13 protein-coding genes and 2 pseudogenes are annotated in these 17,888 nt (G+C 37.2%); 8 read left to right on the top strand and 7 right to left on the bottom strand.

Features of this window, described 5'->3' with window-relative positions; all coding sequences use genetic code 11:
* Positions 1-746 precede the first annotated feature (746 nt).
* The 3 genes and pseudogenes from CJP74_RS04085 to CJP74_RS04080 all read right to left on the bottom strand — a co-directional run.
* Complete coding sequence (locus CJP74_RS04085; RefSeq protein WP_119496992.1) at positions 747-2,210, bottom strand: glycoside hydrolase family 32 protein; 1,464 nt, start codon at positions 2,208-2,210, stop codon at positions 747-749.
* Between the two features lie 92 nt (positions 2,211-2,302).
* A pseudogene (locus CJP74_RS08235) lies at positions 2,303-2,752 on the bottom strand (PTS sugar transporter subunit IIA); the annotation flags it as partial.
* A gap of 141 nt (positions 2,753-2,893) precedes the next feature.
* Positions 2,894-4,300 (bottom strand): annotated as a pseudogene (locus CJP74_RS04080) (sucrose-specific PTS transporter subunit IIBC); the annotation flags it as partial.
* Positions 4,301-4,782: 482 nt separating this feature from the next.
* On the opposite strand from CJP74_RS04080, the gene CJP74_RS04075 reads away from it, so the two are divergent.
* The 5 genes from CJP74_RS04075 to CJP74_RS04055 all read left to right on the top strand — a co-directional run bounded on the left by CJP74_RS04075 (position 4,783) and on the right by CJP74_RS04055 (position 9,671).
* Complete coding sequence (locus CJP74_RS04075) at positions 4,783-5,892, top strand: FAD:protein FMN transferase (RefSeq protein ID WP_119496990.1); 1,110 nt, start codon at positions 4,783-4,785, stop codon at positions 5,890-5,892.
* Between the two features lie 440 nt (positions 5,893-6,332).
* Positions 6,333-6,632, top strand: a complete 300-nt coding sequence (gene nqrM / locus CJP74_RS04070) for a (Na+)-NQR maturation NqrM (RefSeq protein ID WP_119496989.1) — start codon at positions 6,333-6,335, stop codon at positions 6,630-6,632.
* A 62-nt stretch (positions 6,633-6,694) separates the two neighbouring features.
* Complete coding sequence (gene mnmA, locus CJP74_RS04065) at positions 6,695-7,870, top strand: tRNA 2-thiouridine(34) synthase MnmA (RefSeq protein ID WP_119496988.1); 1,176 nt, start codon at positions 6,695-6,697, stop codon at positions 7,868-7,870.
* Between the two features lie 87 nt (positions 7,871-7,957).
* The gene (gene rapZ / locus CJP74_RS04060; RefSeq protein ID WP_119496987.1) at positions 7,958-8,848 is read left to right on the top strand and encodes an RNase adapter RapZ; all 891 of its coding nucleotides are present in this window, start codon (positions 7,958-7,960) and stop codon (positions 8,846-8,848) included.
* A gap of 112 nt (positions 8,849-8,960) precedes the next feature.
* On the top strand, positions 8,961-9,671 hold the full coding sequence (locus tag CJP74_RS04055) for a LysE family translocator (RefSeq protein ID WP_119496986.1): 711 nt from the start codon (positions 8,961-8,963) through the stop codon (positions 9,669-9,671).
* Between the two features lie 111 nt (positions 9,672-9,782).
* Here CJP74_RS04055 and CJP74_RS04050 read toward each other — a convergent pair whose 3' ends face one another.
* The 4 genes from CJP74_RS04050 to CJP74_RS04035 form a co-directional block, all read right to left on the bottom strand.
* A complete protein-coding gene (locus tag CJP74_RS04050; RefSeq protein WP_119496985.1) occupies positions 9,783-10,382 on the bottom strand; it encodes an outer-membrane lipoprotein carrier protein LolA in 600 nt (199 codons plus the stop codon).
* A gap of 10 nt (positions 10,383-10,392) precedes the next feature.
* Complete coding sequence (bamD, locus tag CJP74_RS04045; RefSeq protein ID WP_222986903.1) at positions 10,393-11,214, bottom strand: outer membrane protein assembly factor BamD; 822 nt, start codon at positions 11,212-11,214, stop codon at positions 10,393-10,395.
* A 154-nt stretch (positions 11,215-11,368) separates the two neighbouring features.
* On the bottom strand, positions 11,369-12,214 hold the full coding sequence (locus CJP74_RS04040) for a metallophosphoesterase (RefSeq protein ID WP_119496983.1): 846 nt from the start codon (positions 12,212-12,214) through the stop codon (positions 11,369-11,371).
* A gap of 189 nt (positions 12,215-12,403) precedes the next feature.
* Positions 12,404-13,270 (bottom strand): ribonuclease HII, encoded by an 867-nt coding sequence (locus CJP74_RS04035; RefSeq protein WP_119496982.1) that lies wholly within the window; start codon positions 13,268-13,270, stop codon positions 12,404-12,406.
* Between the two features lie 139 nt (positions 13,271-13,409).
* Between CJP74_RS04035 and CJP74_RS04030 the strand changes: the two genes are divergently transcribed.
* From CJP74_RS04030 to fruB, 3 genes are all read left to right on the top strand, one after another.
* Positions 13,410-14,711 carry a glycosyltransferase family 8 protein gene (locus CJP74_RS04030; protein ID WP_119496981.1) on the top strand — a complete coding sequence of 434 codons (1,302 nt, stop codon included), beginning with the start codon at positions 13,410-13,412 and terminating at the stop codon, positions 14,709-14,711.
* A complete protein-coding gene (locus CJP74_RS04025) occupies positions 14,699-15,967 on the top strand; it encodes a glycosyltransferase family 8 protein (protein ID WP_119496980.1) in 1,269 nt (422 codons plus the stop codon). Before CJP74_RS04030 ends, CJP74_RS04025 begins: the two co-directional genes overlap by 13 nt.
* A gap of 694 nt (positions 15,968-16,661) precedes the next feature.
* Positions 16,662-17,873, top strand: coding sequence for a fused PTS fructose transporter subunit IIA/HPr protein (fruB, locus tag CJP74_RS04020; protein WP_119496979.1), 1,212 nt, complete (start codon positions 16,662-16,664; stop codon positions 17,871-17,873).
* The last annotated feature ends 15 nt before the right edge of the window (positions 17,874-17,888 follow it).

The raw sequence follows: 17,888 nt of genomic DNA, 5'->3' as shown, positions 1-17,888 counted from the left end.
TGTGACGTAGATCACACTTTTTCTTACCTAAGCATTTACTCAAAAAACACTTTACTATTTTATCTCTAAAAATCAATTCTTTAAGCATTAATTAGGTGATAATTTGCCCTCAATAACCTTACTGCTGACTAGGTATTTTTAGCCTATATCTGCCATTTTTGATCAAAAATGATCAAAACCAGAGATTTTAGCCTTAAGACTCTAAATAAAAATATATTTTTTAGGAATTTTTTTGGTTTTTACTTAAATTAATGAAAAATAAATTAAATATTAGCCCCAGAAAATTAAATATTAGCCTGAGAAAAGAATAAAAATCTGTATTTCTGAGAATAGGAATAATAAAAAGGAAAGACAAAGAGGAAGGTAAAAGGCAAAGAGAAAGACGAAGGGAAAGGAAAAGAGGAAAAGACAAAGGAACAAGAGGAAGAAAAAACTAAAGTAAAGGAAAAGACAAAAGCAAAGGAACAAGAGGAAGAAAAAACTAAAGTAAAGGAAAAGACAAAAGCAAAGGAACAAAAGGAAGAAAAAACTAAAGTAAAGGAAAAGACAAAAGCAAAGGAACAAAAGGAAGAAAAAACTAAAGTAAAGGAAAAGATAAAAGCAAAGGAAACAAGAAAAAGAAAACTAAAGTAAAGGAGAAGAAATAAGAGTAGTAAAAATGATGAGAAAAGAGAAGAAAAGCCAAGACAAAAAAAAGAAATTCTCCGAATTTTAAATTAAAATTCGGAGAATACTAAATTAAAGTACTATTTTTCTTTTGTTACTTTAATATTACCTAATTGGTAAAGCTCAGCTTTTACAAAGTCACTTGAAAGAAGTTGTACACGTTGATTTTCTGCACTTGAGTATACACGGGTATTAAATACCACTTCCCCTGTATTAACAAAGATTTCAAGAGATGAAGTATCACTAAATACGTGTAAACGTTGCAGTTGTTTATCTAGCACCACTTTACGTTGTTCACGTCCTGCTCCAGCTTGTTCGCCCATATTTAAAGTTAGGGTTAAAGTTGCAGCATCATACTCTAAAGTTACATCGCTACGTAAAGCAAGACGAAGATCGCTTCCTTCTTGTGGAATTAGATCTAACTCATATACTGCAGTTGCAAAACCTTGGTGGAATTTAGCAGGAGTTAACGCTGCTTCTACAATAGAGGTTTGACGTAAGTTTTGTAACTCAGGTAAAGGACGTTGATCTAATACCCCATTGTTATTGTATAACACACGTGGGATAGATAGACAGTGTTGCCAACCTGCTTCTACTGTTGGGTTAGTATAAGGAATATCTGGTAAACCAAACCAACCGATTAGAATACGACGACCTTGCTCATCAACAAAAGTTTGTGGAGCATAGAAATCAAAACCAGCATCTAGCTCAATGAAATCACTAGTAAACTTGTAAGTTTTACCTTCTAAATCTATATCTAGAGTTTGATAACCACATTGGTAAATGTTGTTAAAACGCCAATCTTCGGCTTCCATGCCTTGTGGACAAGAGATTAAGAACCATTGACCGTCTAACTCAAAGAGATCTGGACATTCAAGCATATAGCCTAGTTTATGATCTACGTTAATACGCATGTGGAAATCCCAGTGCGTTAAATCGTCAGAAACATAAATTAAAGCTAAACCATGATTATTTACATCACGGGCGCCAAGGATCATATAGTAACGTCCTTGGTATTCCCATACTTTAGGATCACGCACATGACAAGTCATGTCTTCAGGATAGTCGGTGTTACGTAAAAGTACTTGCTTGCTAGTAAACTCTTTACCATCGCGTGAAGTTACGAGAATAGTATTGTGTTCACGACCAGCATAAATATAGTCATAGTCTTGGTCGCGGTGTTTTACATTCCCGGTGTAATAGAAGTAACCTACACCGTCTTTAACAAATGCCGAACCAGAATAAACACCGTCAGCATCTGCTGGGTTATCTGGATATAAAGCTGGCTCATATTCTTTAAAGTTGAGATAGTCTTTGGTAGAAACATGTCCCCAAAGTTTTTCACCCCCTTTGGCATTAAACGGACTATATTGGAAATAAATATGTACTTGTCCGTCTAAAACGCATAAACCATTAGGGTCATTTACCCAACCTTGTTCAGGTTGAATATGATAGTGTAAACGGTATGGATCTTGGGCTACGCTTTGACGCACCGCAAGAGACTCTTGGCTAGAATATTTTTGTAGGTAGTCTTTTTTCTGCATATTGTGTTTCTACGGGTTAATTTCGTATATTTTACCACAAACAAAAGAAAAGCCTAAGGAAAGTCATTTCCTCAGGCTTTTATAAAATTAAATTATTTTGCTAAAACCGTGAATGCAGGTTGATTCGCAGCACGTTGCCCTGTAGACACTTCTGTTACAGAGTACACTTGATCACCGTCATCATTTTCAAAGTTTGCAACTACCACTGGAGTTTCAGTTGATAGACCTTGAGATTTAATGAATGCTAAGTCAGCTTCTAATAAGAGTTGACCAGCTTTTACTTGATCACCTGTTTTAACATGAGCGGTAAAGCCTTTACCATTTAGAGAAACAGTATCAATACCTAAGTGTACAAGTAATTGAATACCATTATCTAATTCTAAAATGAGTGCATGTTTAGAAGGGAAGAGGCTTTGTACTTTACCTGCACGTGGTGCATATACTTTACCATCAGTTGGTTCTACTACTACCCCAGGACCCATAGCTAATGAAGCAAAACCTGGATCGCTAGCTTGGTCTAAAGGTTTAACATTACCTGCTAATGGAGAGTTAAGTACTACGTTTTCACCAGCTTTTAAAGCTACAGCTGCTGCTTTAACTACACGAGCTTGAGTTTCAGCTTGTTTAACTAAATCTACAGTTGCTTTCGCTTCTTCTTGTGCAGCTTGTTCTGCAGCTGCTTCTTTAGCTTCAGCACGTTTACCTAAAACTAAAGTTACTACAAATGCTACAACAATTGAAATTGCGATTGCTGTGAAGTATGAACCCCAATCTTGTGGTCTTACAGATACAAAGCCCACTAAACCAGCTGCCCCTAAAGCTACAGCTAAAGTTTTAGTAAATGCCATGAATGCAGAACCTAAAGCAGCACCACATAGAGCACCGATGAATGGGTATTTTAATTTAATGTTCACCCCGAACATTGCTGGTTCAGTAATACCTAGTAACGCTGAGATACCAGCTGAAGTACATAGAGATTTAACTTTAGTGTTACGGCTTGTAAATAATACCGCTAAAGTTGCAGCACCTTGTGCTACGTTTGAACATGCAGCAGTTACGAAAATGAATGTACCACCAGTAACAGCTACGTTAGCAATTAATTGAGTTTCTACTGCCACAAATGATTGGTGAAGACCAGTAATTACTAATGGAGCGTAGATAGCACCAAATAGACCACCACCAACAAAACCAAGTGAGTTATATAACCATGCTAAGCCAGCAGCTAAGTAGTCACCTGCATCACGTAGAACTGGACCTACGATAATGAAAGTAATTGCTGAAGTTACAATAATTGCAATTAATGGTGTAGTTAAGTTATCTAACCAGCTTGGCGTAATTGAACGTAAGAAGTTTTCAATTTTTGCAAGAATGTAAGTAACAGCAAGAATTGGTAATACTGTACCTTGGTAACCAACTTTATCAATGTGGAAACCAAAAATATCCCAGTAAGGAATAGCGTCAGCTGCAGTTTGACCTACTACATAAGCGTTTAGTAGATCTGGGTGCACCATGATCATACCCATAGCAGCACCTAAGAATGGGTTACCACCAAAAATACGGCTTGCTGAGAAAGCAATTAGTACTGGTAAGAAGATAAATGGCGCATTGGCAAAGCTGTTAATCATTGAAGCTATGCCGTCAATTCCTGGGTAACGAGATAATAACGAACTACCGTCAGCAAAGAATGAAGCTGTTAGTACGTTATATAACCCCATTAAAAGACCCCCAGCCACGATCGCTGGGATAATTGGTACGAAGATATCAGAAAGAACTTTTACAAAGCGTAATAATAAGTTCTTAGGTTGTTGTGCATCTTCGTCTACAGTAACATTGTTTTCTGAAAGACCAAGAATTTGTTGCATTTCCGCACATACAACGTTTACTGTACCTGCACCGATAATAATTTGGAATTGACCTTTAGCATTGAATGTACCTTTTACTAAGTCAATTTTATCTAATGCTTTTTCGTCAGCTAAGTCAGGATTTTTTAACACCATTCTTAAACGAGTTGCACAGTGAACTACCGAGATAATATTCTCTTTGCCACCTACTCCCGCAATTATGGCTTTAATATCTTTTTCATATTTCATGAAATACTTCCTAGAAACTAGAATTCTTTTAACTTCCCCGAGACAAATTCAATACCTGAATTTGAGAGAAAAATTAACTCCAAAAAAATTTCGGATGATCTATTAATTTTTGCCAATTAACTTTTCTCTAAAAAGTAGAATTTAAAAGCGGTTAAATTAACGTTAAAATGCAGAATTTTAACGCATGGCTTAATACTTAATATTATCTTAGATTTTGCAAAAAATTTCAAAGCTAAAAAGTAACTTTTTTCTACTTTTTTTCCTTTTTGTGACCTAGATCACATAAAAACAAATTTAGACCCCTAACTTAGCTAAGTTTTTCATAAATGGGCACAATTAAAGCAAATTTTTTGTTAAAAACTTAAGTTACGTTCTCTTTGGCGTTGATTTTTAGTAACAAAAGGAAATATTTTTTCTCTTAATTTGCCATTTGGGCTATAATAAAAAAAATTTTTTCCTCGCTAACTAGTTATCCAACAATTATGTCAAATCGTAAACGCATTATTGCCATTATTGTCTTTTTTATCTTTGCTGTAACGATAAAAAATCTCTTTTTTAGTAACTCTGAAACTGCACCTGCAACTAGCCCAGCAACAGCTGAGCAAGCTGAAAAAGTTACAGCAATCCAAATTTCAGGTAATGTTTTTGGTACTTCATACCACATTACTTTTAGACCAAATGAAGTAAATGAAACTCCAGAACAAATTCAAGAAGGCTTAACTAAATTCTTTAGCCAGTTTAATTCTGAGTTTTCAACTTATGATCCTAATTCTTTAATTTCGCGTTTTAATAAATTCGATCAAGCTGAACGCCCATTTCCAATCACTGCTGACTTTGCAGCCGTAATTAAAGCTGCCGATCGCATTCGCGAACAAACGCTAGGCTATGAAGAAATTACAGTTTACTCTTTAGTAAAAGCTTGGGGCTTTGGTCCAGGGCAAGCTCAAGAAAACCTTAGTGATGCTGATGTTAAACAAATGCTGCAACACGTAGGTCCAGACAAGTATAGCCTCATTGAAAATAGTAATAATACTTACGCTTTAGTAAAACATGACCCTAAAGTAGAAATTGACCTTTCTTCAATTGCCAAAGGTTATGCCGTTGACCTTGCTGCTAAATACCTTGCTGATCGTGGGGCAACTAACTTCCTTGTAGAAATTGGTGGGGAAATAGTTACTCGCGGAAACAATCCATCTAACAAACCTTGGCAAGTAGCTATAGAGCAACCTCGCGAAGATGCAGCTAACTCAGCAAATACTATTATCTCGCTAACTAATAAAGCTCTAGCAACTTCAGGGCACTACCGTAATTTCCGTTATGTTGACGGTAAACGTATTACCCATGAAATAGATCCATTTACTGGCTATTCTGTAACCCACGATACGGTTAGCCTCACGGTTATTGCCGATGACTGTATGACTGCCGATGGCTTTTCTACTGGCTTATATGTAATGGGAGCAGATAAGGCTCTTGAAGTAGCAGAGAAATTAAATCTAGCTATCTTTGTTATTCAGTATCAAGACGGTAAATTCATTACCCGTCAATCTTCGGCCTTTGCTAAAATGGTTGAAAGTGAAAAAACTGTGCAATAGCATAATTAAAAATCCTCATGTTTAACATGGGGATTTTTTTTATGGCAAAAAAAGTAAAAAGCTTATTAGTTAATTTTTGCGCATTTGATTTTTTTGTAGAAGAGGCGGATATATATTTTACTTTTACCTTTGAGATTTTGCTTTTGTGTTTGAGCTTTTGTGTTTGATCTTTTGCTTTTGAGCAATATCTCTTTTTCCTTTATTGTTAGTTATACCTTTCTCGGTTTTTCTTGTTCTTTGATTGTTCTTTGGTTGCCCTTTTTCTTAACTTAAATACCTAGCTTTTCTCGCTAACTAATACCTCAAACTAGGGATAAATAGTTTTTATAGTAAATCTTAAGAAAATAACGTATAATATACAGAGATCTATCCTATAAAAATTTGCTTAGAGGATATGTCTTTGCCATCTTATTATTAACATGATATAAAAAGAGGTATTCATGCTAGCAACCTTTGTTTTAACCCTAGTAATTCTCTTAGTTGTAGTTGCAGGGGCTTCAATTGGCGTTATGTTTAAGCGTAAACCAATTAAAGGCTCTTGTGGTGGCTTGGATGCTCTAGGTATAGCTAAAGCTTGTTCTTGTAAAGAACCTTGTTCAACCGCTCGTGAAGAGTTAGCTCGTAAAGCTTACAAAAATGACCCAGAGCGTCGTGAGCAAGTGCGTCAACAAGCACAAACTCAAGCTGACAGTGATTATGCTTCTGACCGTACAGGTGAGGGAGTATTTAAGGCAAAATAACCAACAGGGCAACTTAAAGTTGCCCTGTTGCCACTTTTTATATCGCAATTTTTTGACAAATTATGACAGAGATTAATAGTTTAATCGCGCATTTAAAAGCGCAAGCTAAACCAGAAAATGCCAACACTAAAGTAATTGTGGGTATGTCTGGTGGTGTAGACTCTTCGGTATCTGCTTATATCCTGCAACTGCAAGGCTATGATGTAGAAGGCGTTTTCATGAAAAACTGGGAAGAAGACGATGGTACCGAATATTGTACGGCAGCAGTCGATCTTGCAGATGCTCAAGCTGTAGCAGATCAACTTGGTATTAAGTTACATAAAATTAACTTTGCTGCTGAGTACTGGGACAATGTTTTTGAAAACTTTTTACAAGAATATGCTGCGGGGCGTACCCCAAACCCAGATATTCTCTGTAATAAAGAAATTAAATTTAAAGCCTTTCTTGACTATGCTCTCGAAGACTTAAATGCAGATCTTATAGCTACAGGTCACTATTGCCGTCGTGGCAGCAACCGTGATGGTAAGGCTACTTTATTACGTGGTCTCGATAATAATAAAGACCAAAGCTACTTCTTATATACTTTATCGCAAGATGTGCTAGCTAAAGTTCTTTTCCCAGTAGGTGAACTTGAAAAACCTCAAGTGCGTCTTATTGCCGAACACTTAAATCTGCGTACTGCCAAGAAAAAAGATTCAACAGGAATTTGTTTTATTGGCGAACGTAAATTTGCCGACTTCCTTTCAACTTATTTACCAGCAAAACGCGGAGAAATTCGTAACCTTGCTGACAACCAAGTGCTAGGTACGCACAATGGGGCTATGTACTATACGATTGGACAAAGAAAAGGTCTAGGCATCGGGGGAATCCAAGGACACCAAGATGCAGGTTGGTATGTAGCTAAAAAAGACGTAACTAATAATATTGTCTATGTGGTTGATTCAGATAAAGATCCAGCCTTATATGCTTCAGGTTGTACGGTAACCCAATTACATAGTACGAGCCTAAGTTATATGGACTTTATTGATCAAGAAACTGGACGCGTAAAAGAAGGTATTACTTGTAAAGTACGTTACCGCTCCCAAGATGTAACTTGTCATTTAAGTTATCTTGATGAGCAAACTCTGCAAGTTACTTTTGATGCCCCACAATGGGCAATTACTCCAGGTCAATCGGCAGTATTCTACTACGGCGAACGTTGCCTCGGTGGTGGAATCATTGACCAAATTATTGCCTAAGATAAGCTTAAGACCCAGCAAGTTTTGCTTGGGTCTTTTGTGTTATAATGAGCTTAATCATAAACTTGTGCATAAGGAACAATAAGAATGGACTTAATTGTTATTAGCGGACGTTCAGGAGCAGGTAAATCTGTAGTCCTTTCGGTACTCGAAGATCAAGGTTACTATTGTATAGACAATATCCCTGTAAAACTTCTCGATACAGTGGTAAACGCCTTAAACGAAACTACGCAAAAAGTAGCCATTAGTTTAGATATTCGTAATTTAAAGAGCCTTGTCTCTTTACAAGATATTAAAAAAGAACTCGACACTTTACGCCAAAAATGCAATACTACGGTGTTGTTTTTAGATTGTAATGCCGATGTTATTGTAAGTCGTTATGCCGATACGCGACGTAACCACCCACTTATGCAATCGGATAATCTTACCCTTGATGAAGCTATAGCACAAGAGTATGAACTCTTACAAGTTATTCGTGAAGGCTCAGATATCCAACTTAATACGACCAACTTAAATGTCCATGGTCTAGCAAGCCGAATTATCAATATTATTGAGCTCACCAGTAGCAATCACAGCCCAAGTGAATTCAAGCTGATTTTTAATAGCTTTGGCTTTAAAAAAGGACCGCCACCTTCAAGTAACTTTGTTTTTGATGTGCGCCATTTACCAAATCCTTACTGGGATAAAAAACTGGCAGTACAAACTGGTGAAGATCCAGATGTGCAAGAGTTTTTCACGCAATACAATGAACCTGCTTTAGAACTCGAACGCATTAAAACCTATTTAAATGGCTGGCTCGAAGCTGTAGATAAGTCTACTTCGCGTCGCTTTGTGACCATTTCTGTAGGCTGTACTGGGGGACAACACCGCAGCGTATATATTGCCGATCAACTGGCACGCTATTACGCTACTAAAGGTTTTGCAACCCAAGTGCACCACTTTTCTTTAGGGGTTACCCATTCGTTCAATTGTGCATAGACTAAAAACCTAGAGGCAAGACCTCTAGGTTTTTCATTTTTTCTTAGTGTTCACTTAATTCCGCAAATTATATAGTATAATCAAAAATACCTATTTGCTTTTTGAGGAATTTATGAGTTATGAAATTCTCGTTGCCTGGATAGTTATTTCCATAGTTGCAATAGCTTTACCAGGTCCAGACTTTGTCTACATAACTTCGGTTTCTTTAAGAAAACGTAGTTATGGCTTTTTTGGGGGCTTAGGCATTCAAGTAGGGATAAGTTTTCATTTACTTTTAACCTATATTGGGGCTATGACCTTTTTTACGCGCTATCCTTTAGTTTTCCGTGGAATCCAAATCCTCGGTGCCTTATTCTTAATTTACCTCGCGTGTAAAATTCTCCTTGGGGCAATACAAGAGTTAAAATATTTACGCACTTTAAAAAATCAAGGCGACCAAGCTGATCCTTCTTTATATAAACTTAGTCGCAAAGAGCAAGTATCTAATGCCGATTGTTTTAAAAAAGGATTTTTGGTTAATATCCTTAACCCTAAAGCTTTAGTATTTATTGTAAGTACCTTGCCTCAATTTCTTAGTACCAAAGCAAGTTTTTCTTTTAGTGAGCAATTTATTATCCTCGCCCTTACCCATATAGCTCTGGGCATTCTTTGGTGGAGCTTTTTGGCTTTAACGGTAAATTACCTTTCACGCCGTTTTGCTACCCCGAGCTTTAGAGCTAAATTAGAATTTGTTTCGGGCTTAATAATTTTACTTTTAGCTTTAGCTCTTTTAGTGCGAGTAGTGAGTGTAATTATTTCTGGGGATTACTCCTCTCTCATTTAAATAATTAATCAACCTAAGCCCTTCGCTTAGATGAGAAAACAAAAAAACCTCCGAATTTATAGTAAATTCGGAGGTTCTCTTTTTAGAGACATAGTCTCATGGCTAATTTTTTTACTTACGTACTACTAGAGTACTACTTGGGTAAGTAAGAGTAAAATCTTTTGCCCCTAGGCTAGTGGTACGATAGTTAGTAAAAGTATAAGTCGCTTTATTGCCATTTAGCTCTTGGTAGCTAAATTCAGTTAAAGCTCCATTGACAATACAAGCTTGTAAATACTTATAGTTTGCTTGCAATTGTGGGTCTACTACCTGGTAGCACGAGCCTTTTTTACTAACTTGAGCTTGTGCCCAAGCTTGCGAGGTATTGTCAAGAAGATAGACAAAAGGCATAGGTTGACTTTGCTCTAACTTCGAAATAGTTACTTGCTCAACAAAAGGATCATAGTAGGTAACTTCACCATTATATACCGTTACATAATTCTCAGTTGGACTGCTTGTATGTAAGTATAAATTAGTTGGTCTTTGTCCTTTAATTTCACCTTGTTGTTGATTTAATACCTTGCCTTTAGGGTCTGTAGCTACAAGCTTAAAGTTAGCCACAAAAGAAGTGTTATTGGCAAGGTAGTTTAATAACTCTTGCTTGGCATCAGCATGTGCCCAAGAACTAAAAGCTGTGAGCACAGCTAAGCCCGCAATTAGGCGTTTAGTCATAGCGACCACCTTATTTTGCTTGCTGTAAGAAGTCAGGTGCGTATGTAGGTAGAGTAGGTACTTTAGTAACTAGAGGACGAGTTTGTACCTCAGCTAAACGAGCTTTAATCGCTTCATACTCTTGTTGGTAACCTAAACCTAACTCTTGAGTTGCTTTATATAAAGTCTCTAGAGCTAAAGGAGCATAATGAGAATCAGCAAAGTTTACTAAAACTACATTAGCACGTTTATAAGCTGCTAGAGGGTTGTTGTATTTTAAGTAGAACTCAGCAATTTTATAGTTAGCTTCGGCAATTTTGTCAGCATAGTAATTGAAAAGTTCTTGCGCAAAATCTTTATATTGTGAATTTGGATAGTAATCGAGTAAGGTTCTTAAATCAGTTAAACCTGTTTCAATATCGGTAGTATCGTTATCCGCAATATTCATGTTAAATAATTTTTGGAAAAAGCCACGGTTAGCTTCAAATGATGATAACGCATGAATTAAAAGCATATAGTCACCGTAAGGCACTCCCGCTTTACTTGGGTAAGACTGGAAGTATTTATCTACTTGTGCCATAGATAAATCATAGTTACTGCGGACAAAATCATTATAAGCTTGTAATACATTTACTTGATTACGATATTGACCGAACGGATATTGTAATGAAAGTTGCGTTAAAACTTGTTCTGCATCTGAGTTTTTATTTCTTTGCAGGTCACTGATTGCTTTGGTGTAAAGTGTTTGTTCATTACCTGTAATGTAATTAACAGTTTGCTCTTTAGAAGCACAAGCTGCTAGAGCTACAGCTAAAACAATGCTTGAAACTAATTTAAGTTTTTTTAAAGCCATGTGATAGGAATTCCTGTTAGTACTAGAGAGGGCTCTAGCCGCAAAAATAATAAGACATACTTGGTACATTATACCATAAATTTATATATGCCAATTAGGGAAAATCAAGAGCAAAAAACCTCTTGCAAGTAAACTTACAAGAGGTTTTTATGCGTTAATATCCAGAAATATGGTTGTATTCTAACACTAGATCCAATCTTTTTAATTCTTGCTCTATGCCTTGGGCAGTTAAAGTCAAAATTCTATAGCCTGGACCTATAGGGTCGAGGGTAAAGTCATCTTGATTTGGTTTAAACTGCACACTAGTGGACGGCACCGAAAGAATTTGTACTTGTTGCTTTGCCTTGACAAAATCTTGATGAATATGACCATGGATAATTGCTTTTAAATTTGGGTAGGCTTGCACGCCTTGCCAGAAGTCGACAATGCCTCTAAATTTATGACTATCGAGCCAAGCACAATTAATTAAGGTCGGATTATGATGCATAACTAAAGCAACATTAACTTGACTGTGCTCTTGCAGATAAGCTTGAAGGGCTTCAAGCTGAGCTGGAGTAATACTCCCACCTACTTTATTTTCATGTTTTGAATTAAGTAAAAGTAAGTGCCAGTGGGCATTTAATACTACTGCCGTGATTCCTTTTTCTGCAATTAAAGCATAAGGGGCGTTAAAATCTAACTGAGAAAATAGAGTTAGATCATCATGATTTCCTGGACAGAGATATAGGGGAGTGTCCGGAAAATAGCGTTCGAGTTGTTGCTTAAAAATTGCATAAGCTTGTGCCATTTGCTCTAGATTGTGGTCAACATCATGCACTATATCACCCGAACAGATAATCCCGTCATACTTGTGTTGGGGTAAAGCTAAACTAGCTTTATAGGCATCCTCCAATACCGCAGCAAAATAATCTCCAGGAACTATCCCAGCAAATTGACTGCGTTGATCACTCAAAAGATGGTGGTCGGAAATATGTAGGAGCCGAAGTTTATCACTTTCCATAGATGTGCCTAAGTAGATTTGACAAGCATCCAATCAATCTCGGCTTCTCTTACGCAGAGTTGGGCAAAAAATTTAATTGAGAGCTTATTATTTGGGTTTTAATTACCTTAAATATAACATAATAGCAAGGAGAAAAAAGGACAAACATTTGATTTTGTGACTTAGGTCACACTTTTTTGCTTTAAAAGCCTAAGCTTTAGCTTTTTGACTCGCTAAACGCACTTGACGATAGTCTTGGCGATGTTGATCCGACGGACCATATTTAAAGAGCAATTCAACATGTTCGGCAGTAACATAGCCCTTGTGTTTGTCAACCTTGTAGTTGGCATATTGTGGCAGTTGACTCATCTCTTGCATTAAGAGATCACGATAATTTTTAGCTAAAATTGAAGCTACAGAAATTTCTCTTACTAGGGCATCACCTTTTACCACCGCCTGCTGAGTTAAGTCACCTAAATCAGGTAATTTTTGGTTACCGTCAATCAGGACAACAATTTGCGAGCGGATTTTGGCAAAATCAATCCCGTATTGCTGACAACGCTCTTCGAGTTGAGCAACTACTTGTAATACCGCACGCGACATGGCTGCCAAAGAAGCATGGAGAATATTCTTTTGGGCTATTTCAGCAACACTGCCCTCTTCTATAGCAAAAAGAATTTTTCCTTCTTGCCCTTGTGAGATAAACTCTTGATAAAGCGAGTGACGTTTTTTCTCGGAAATTTTCTTGGAATCTACCGATTTGGCAGCATAAGTAAGAAGATCTTTAGTGCGAGCTATATCCAGCTGTAACCCTAAGCTCTGGTAATAAGGGTTGATGTGCTCGCCTTGCTCTACTTGACGTTGTTGCTGTTGCATTTGCTGCCAACGCTGTGCCAAAGGTAAGGCTTGGAGTTGGTTAAGCGTAGCATAATCAACAAAGCCAATTAAGGCTGCTGCTGTAACTACTGGACCAAACATGCAACCACGCCCTGCCTCATCGGCACCTATAAGAATATACCCTTGTTGCTCTTGGGTAAATTTAGTTAAATCCTCGTGCTCGAGAGTACTTATAGTCATAAATTTTTTCTCTGTTAATTTTTTTTCTAAAGTTAAATTATAGCACTGCTACCTGAGGCAAAGACTTTTTGTTTTATAATAGAACTATCTTTGACTTTATCTGTCTAAAGAAAAAACTATCCCTTTTATTAAAATAACTATGCAAAGCCTATCTCTAGTTTATATCTGTGATAAAAACTATTACCTCCAACTTGTAACTTCCCTTGCTTCTTTACTAAAGAACAAAAAAAGTACTACAAGTTACACTATTTTTATTTTTTATCAAGATTTTAATCCCCAACAAATTGCTTGGCTCAAACACTTTATCCAAATGCATAACTGCATAGCACGCATGCGTCCTATGCCCCTCGAGCTCTTGCCTGAGCTTAAACTGGCTCGCCATGAGCAAGTATTACTTGCTTTACCGCAAATTTTTGCTCAACTCAATAGCGACCGCATTTTATATCTGGCAACAGATACTCTTGTCCTTGATGACCTGAGCGAGCTAGTAAGTTTAGATTTCCAAGACAAAGTATTTGCGGTAGTAAACGATTATCATATTTACCAAAAATATTTACTGCGTTTAAATGGTAGCCAACACCAAACTGTGCGAGGCTTTCTTGAAATTATTGCTCAAATTAAACAATTGCCTCTGCAAAGTGTTTTAGACTACTTTAATACTGGCGTAATTTTATTAAATCTGGCTAAATTACGTACACTCGAGCAACTAACTTTAGTTCCTCAAGATACCTCGGGGCTAGATTTTATGCAGCCAAGTCGAGCTTTATTAAATGTTTTTGCTCAACAACAAGGGGGAGCTTTATACCTTGCCCCAAGTTATAACTTGCACCAAGACTGTGCATGGCAAGTAAAAGAATTTAAGCCCGCGCGCGATAAATTAATGGTGAATATAAATTCTCTTGCTAGTCGTCTGGGAACTCAAGCTGTACCTGCGTACTTATGGCAAGCTCCAACGCCAAGCTCGCCTCGCCAAGCCAAGGCTTTAGAGGCAAGCAACGCCAGCGAGCAACCGAGTTTAACTTTTGCCCAAGAGCAAAGCCAACAAGATAACTCGCTTTTAGCTCTGCACGCGACAACCTATAATCGCTACCAAAATCAAGAGCTTCCTGCTCGGGCTCAAGCCACCAAGCCAAACTCAGAACAACAGGCAAGAGCTCAAGTAGCTATAGATTTACAAGAAAAAGAGCTTACTTACCAAGACTATACGCCACATTGGCATGAAATTAAAGAACGTTTACTTGCAAGTATTAATTACCGTGCCTATAGAGTGACGCCAAATCTTTTTACTTATCTTGATATGAGTAAAATCGAAGAGGTAAAAATTCTGCATTGCGTTGGCAGTAAGCCTTGGCATAATCCCCAAGCTAATACTTTAGCTACAACTTTATATCAGTTTTATTTAAAATACGCTAACCTTCCTTTAGCTCTATGTCCAAATTAACCATAGTTTTTACTTGTAATGAAAAATTCTTTGTGCATTTAACCACGGTAATTAGTTCTTTGCTGGCTAACCGCAAAAGCACTAAATACGAAATAGTGGTCTTAGGACGTAACTTTACTAAAGCCCAAAGTGATTGGCTAAAAAAGTTTGTTCGTGAACAAAGTCAAGGCGAGTGTTTTCTCAATCTCTTTGAAATGAGCTATGAACTCGACTCGCAAGGCTTAAGAAATATAGTTCTTTCGCGTTACTTTTCGATAGATTGTTTTTCGCGTCTCTATATTCCAAGTATTATTGATTTAAATCTGCTCGGCTCTGATCGCGTTCTCTATCTCGACTGTGATATGCTCGTGCTCGATGATCTGGGCTGTATGAATGAAATAGATTTTGAGGGCAAGTTCTTTGCTGTAGTCGGCGATTTTGATATACGAGATCGCTATCTTAGTATGCTCGTAGGCTGGAATAGTGAAAATGTTAACTACTACCGCAATCACTTTAGACATATTAAGAACCTCGGTCTGGATAGTATGCTCGATTACTTTAACTCAGGGATGGTACTCTTTAACTTAAAGGCTATCCATGAGTCTGGAGTAGATAAAGGCTTTTTAGTCCACTCTATGATCAAACGTCAGTATTTAACTTTCCCTGATCAGGATGTATTAAATATCGAAGGCAAAAGATATGGTGGGGTAAAATACTTACCTCTTCACTTTAATATGCCGCAATTTAAAACCTATTTTCGCCTTGATGATTTTTATAATCCAAACAATGATCACTTGTATTTTCCTCTCAATGACAAGGCATATCGTACCGGAACCGAACCTGTACCAGACTATTTACAATTCTTGCAGCCAGAAGAGCAAGAAATAGATCTAGGCTATGAAACCTTGCATGCGGAAAAACTTAGTGCGGCAGCCTCTTATTATCAAGCTGACTACCAAAGCGAGCTTCCTGAGCAAGTAGATGCTGATTATGTAAACTTCAAAGATCCGCATAATGTAACTATGAACAAAGAAGATTACACTAAGCATCTCGAGCAAATTCGTGAACTTGCTCAAGCTACGCTTGCAAGTTATTGTACTCTGGTACCTAGTGAACTCGAAGCTTTTATTGATCGCAGTAAACTTGAGAAAGTAAAAGTATTACACTTTATTGGTACTAAACCTTGGCAAGAGAAGAACTTTACGATTCCTTACCACCTCTATCACAAATACTTAAAGCAGGCACAAATTCCGCCTGAGTTAATCCCAAAAGATTAAGTCCTGGCTCAGGACTTAATCTTGTTTAATTTGCTTTTACCTTTTTGTTAGCTTGCTTTTTTGTTAGCTTGCTTTTTTGTTAGCTTGCTTTTTTGTTAGCTTGCTTTTTTGTTAGCTTGCTTTTTTGTTAGCTTGCTTTTTTGTTAGCTTGCTTTTTTCCTTGCCTCTAAGCTTGCTAACTTTCTTGAGCTAGATTTGCTATTTTGCCTCTATTTTCCTCTCTTAATTTTTCCTTGAGAAAAACTTTTCTTCCCCATTGCGAGTATCCCGCAAATATTATTTTTTCTTGTTAAAAATTTATTTAATTAATAACCCCTATAGCAACAGGGTCTTTAACCCTTGAGCACCATAAAAAACTGCCCATTTTATCGCATTTTTGCACTTTTATATTCCTTGCTTTTTTTGGGGTAATCTCGCCTTTCTGCTATAATAAGCAATTGTTAAAAGATGAAGTTTAAGGGGAGAAAGAGCTTTCTTAAACTCACCTTACTTTAAATTCTTAAGGTTTATCCGAACCAGCTTTCTCGCTAACCTAAAGTCTTTAGAGTTTTTATACCTTTAGGTAAGCAAAGAATAGAGCTAATAGACACGCTCTCTTTACTTAACTAAATTTGCTAGGTGCTTGGACTATCTCAAGCTTTCTTATTAATCATCTCTGTTCCGAGCAGAGTAATAAAACAACTAGGGATCATTCATGTTAAATATTAATGAAAATGATGTTTTATTAAATCAAAAAGCAGCTACCAAAGAAGAAGCTATTCGCATTGTTGCTAAACTTTTAGCTGATAACGGTCGTGTAGACCCAGGCTATGTTGACGGTATGATTGAACGTGAACAACAAACTTCAACATATCTAGACAATGGAGTGGCAATTCCACACGGTACAACTAAAACACGTAACCTTGTAAAAACTACAGGTGTTGCAGTAGTACAATTCCCTGAAGGGGTAGTATGGAATGACGAAGGTGATAAAACCTACGTTGCTTTTGGTATAGCAGCAAGTTCAAACGAACACTTACCTATTTTAAAAGCAATTACTAATATTATTGGTGAGGAAGAAGAAGCTGCAGCTTTAGCTAAGGCTACAAGTAAAGCTGAGTTAATTAAATTAATTAACGGCGATACTCAAGCTCCTGTAACTAATCTACCAATTACTTCAGCAGCCTTAGTTGATTTAAACGCGCAAGCAACAGAAATTACAGGTTTATTAGCCTTAAACGCAGCTAATCTTTTAGCGCAAGGTTATGCAACCCCAGAATACTTTACCAGTGCCTTTAAATTTGCTCCAATTCACTTAGGTTCGGGCTTATGGTTATCAAGTGCAACACAAGGTGCAAAAGCTAATGGTTTAGCTTTAGTTCGTCCTACTTCAGCAGTAACTTGCAATGGTAAACCAGTAAAAGCTCTAGTTAACCTTGTATTTACAGGGGCAGGTGATGCTAAGGCTCTAGCTACTTTAGTAAACCAAGCTACTACTTTAACTACTGCGGACTTAAATGGCGTTCTTGGCGTATTTGGTCTAAGTGCACCAACTTCAGCAACTCCAGCAGCTTCGCAAGCACCAAGCTTATCTAAAGTTCCAACTGTACCTACAGTTCCTGAAGTTCCAGCAGCACCAGCAGTTGAGCAAAACAGCGTAGTTGGTACTTTTGTAATTCACAATGATAACGGTTTACACGCTCGTCCTTCAACTGAATTAGTACGCGTATGTAAACAATTTAAATCTGAAATTACCGTAGAAAACTTAACTACAGGTTCAGCTCCAGTTAAAGCTAAATCTATGGTACGTGTAACAGGTCTAGGTGCAACTAAAGGTAGCGAACTTCGCTTTGTTGCTACAGGTGAAGACGCAGAACAAGCTATAGCTGCAATTGGTAAAGCTATTGCCGAAGGTTTAGGCGAATAATTTCAGGAGAATTTT

Origin of the sequence: Psittacicella melopsittaci (assembly GCF_003585925.1) — a bacterium.
In the GTDB taxonomy this organism is placed as follows: domain Bacteria; phylum Pseudomonadota; class Gammaproteobacteria; order Enterobacterales; family Psittacicellaceae; genus Psittacicella; species Psittacicella melopsittaci.
Note: the sequence above shows the minus strand (reverse complement) of the source record. Positions and strands in the feature narration are given on the sequence as shown.

What these genes read in the sequence shown, in the direction of transcription:
- fruB (WP_119496979.1), top strand. Translation starts at nt 16,662, where the DNA reads ATGTTAAATATTAATGAAAATGATGTTTTATTAAATCAAAAAGCAGCT.
- mnmA (WP_119496988.1), top strand. Translation starts at nt 6,695, where the DNA reads ATGACAGAGATTAATAGTTTAATCGCGCATTTAAAAGCGCAAGCTAAA.
- CJP74_RS04025 (WP_119496980.1), top strand. Translation starts at nt 14,699, where the DNA reads ATGTCCAAATTAACCATAGTTTTTACTTGTAATGAAAAATTCTTTGTG.
- CJP74_RS04085 (WP_119496992.1), bottom strand. Translation starts at nt 2,210, where the DNA reads ATGCAGAAAAAAGACTACCTACAAAAATATTCTAGCCAAGAGTCTCTT.
- CJP74_RS04040 (WP_119496983.1), bottom strand. Translation starts at nt 12,214, where the DNA reads ATGGAAAGTGATAAACTTCGGCTCCTACATATTTCCGACCACCATCTT.
- CJP74_RS04050 (WP_119496985.1), bottom strand. Translation starts at nt 10,382, where the DNA reads ATGACTAAACGCCTAATTGCGGGCTTAGCTGTGCTCACAGCTTTTAGT.
- CJP74_RS04055 (WP_119496986.1), top strand. Translation starts at nt 8,961, where the DNA reads ATGAGTTATGAAATTCTCGTTGCCTGGATAGTTATTTCCATAGTTGCA.
- CJP74_RS04030 (WP_119496981.1), top strand. Translation starts at nt 13,410, where the DNA reads ATGCAAAGCCTATCTCTAGTTTATATCTGTGATAAAAACTATTACCTC.
- bamD (WP_222986903.1), bottom strand. Translation starts at nt 11,214, where the DNA reads ATGGCTTTAAAAAAACTTAAATTAGTTTCAAGCATTGTTTTAGCTGTA.
- nqrM (WP_119496989.1), top strand. Translation starts at nt 6,333, where the DNA reads ATGCTAGCAACCTTTGTTTTAACCCTAGTAATTCTCTTAGTTGTAGTT.
- CJP74_RS04075 (WP_119496990.1), top strand. Translation starts at nt 4,783, where the DNA reads ATGTCAAATCGTAAACGCATTATTGCCATTATTGTCTTTTTTATCTTT.
- rapZ (WP_119496987.1), top strand. Translation starts at nt 7,958, where the DNA reads ATGGACTTAATTGTTATTAGCGGACGTTCAGGAGCAGGTAAATCTGTA.
- CJP74_RS04035 (WP_119496982.1), bottom strand. Translation starts at nt 13,270, where the DNA reads ATGACTATAAGTACTCTCGAGCACGAGGATTTAACTAAATTTACCCAA.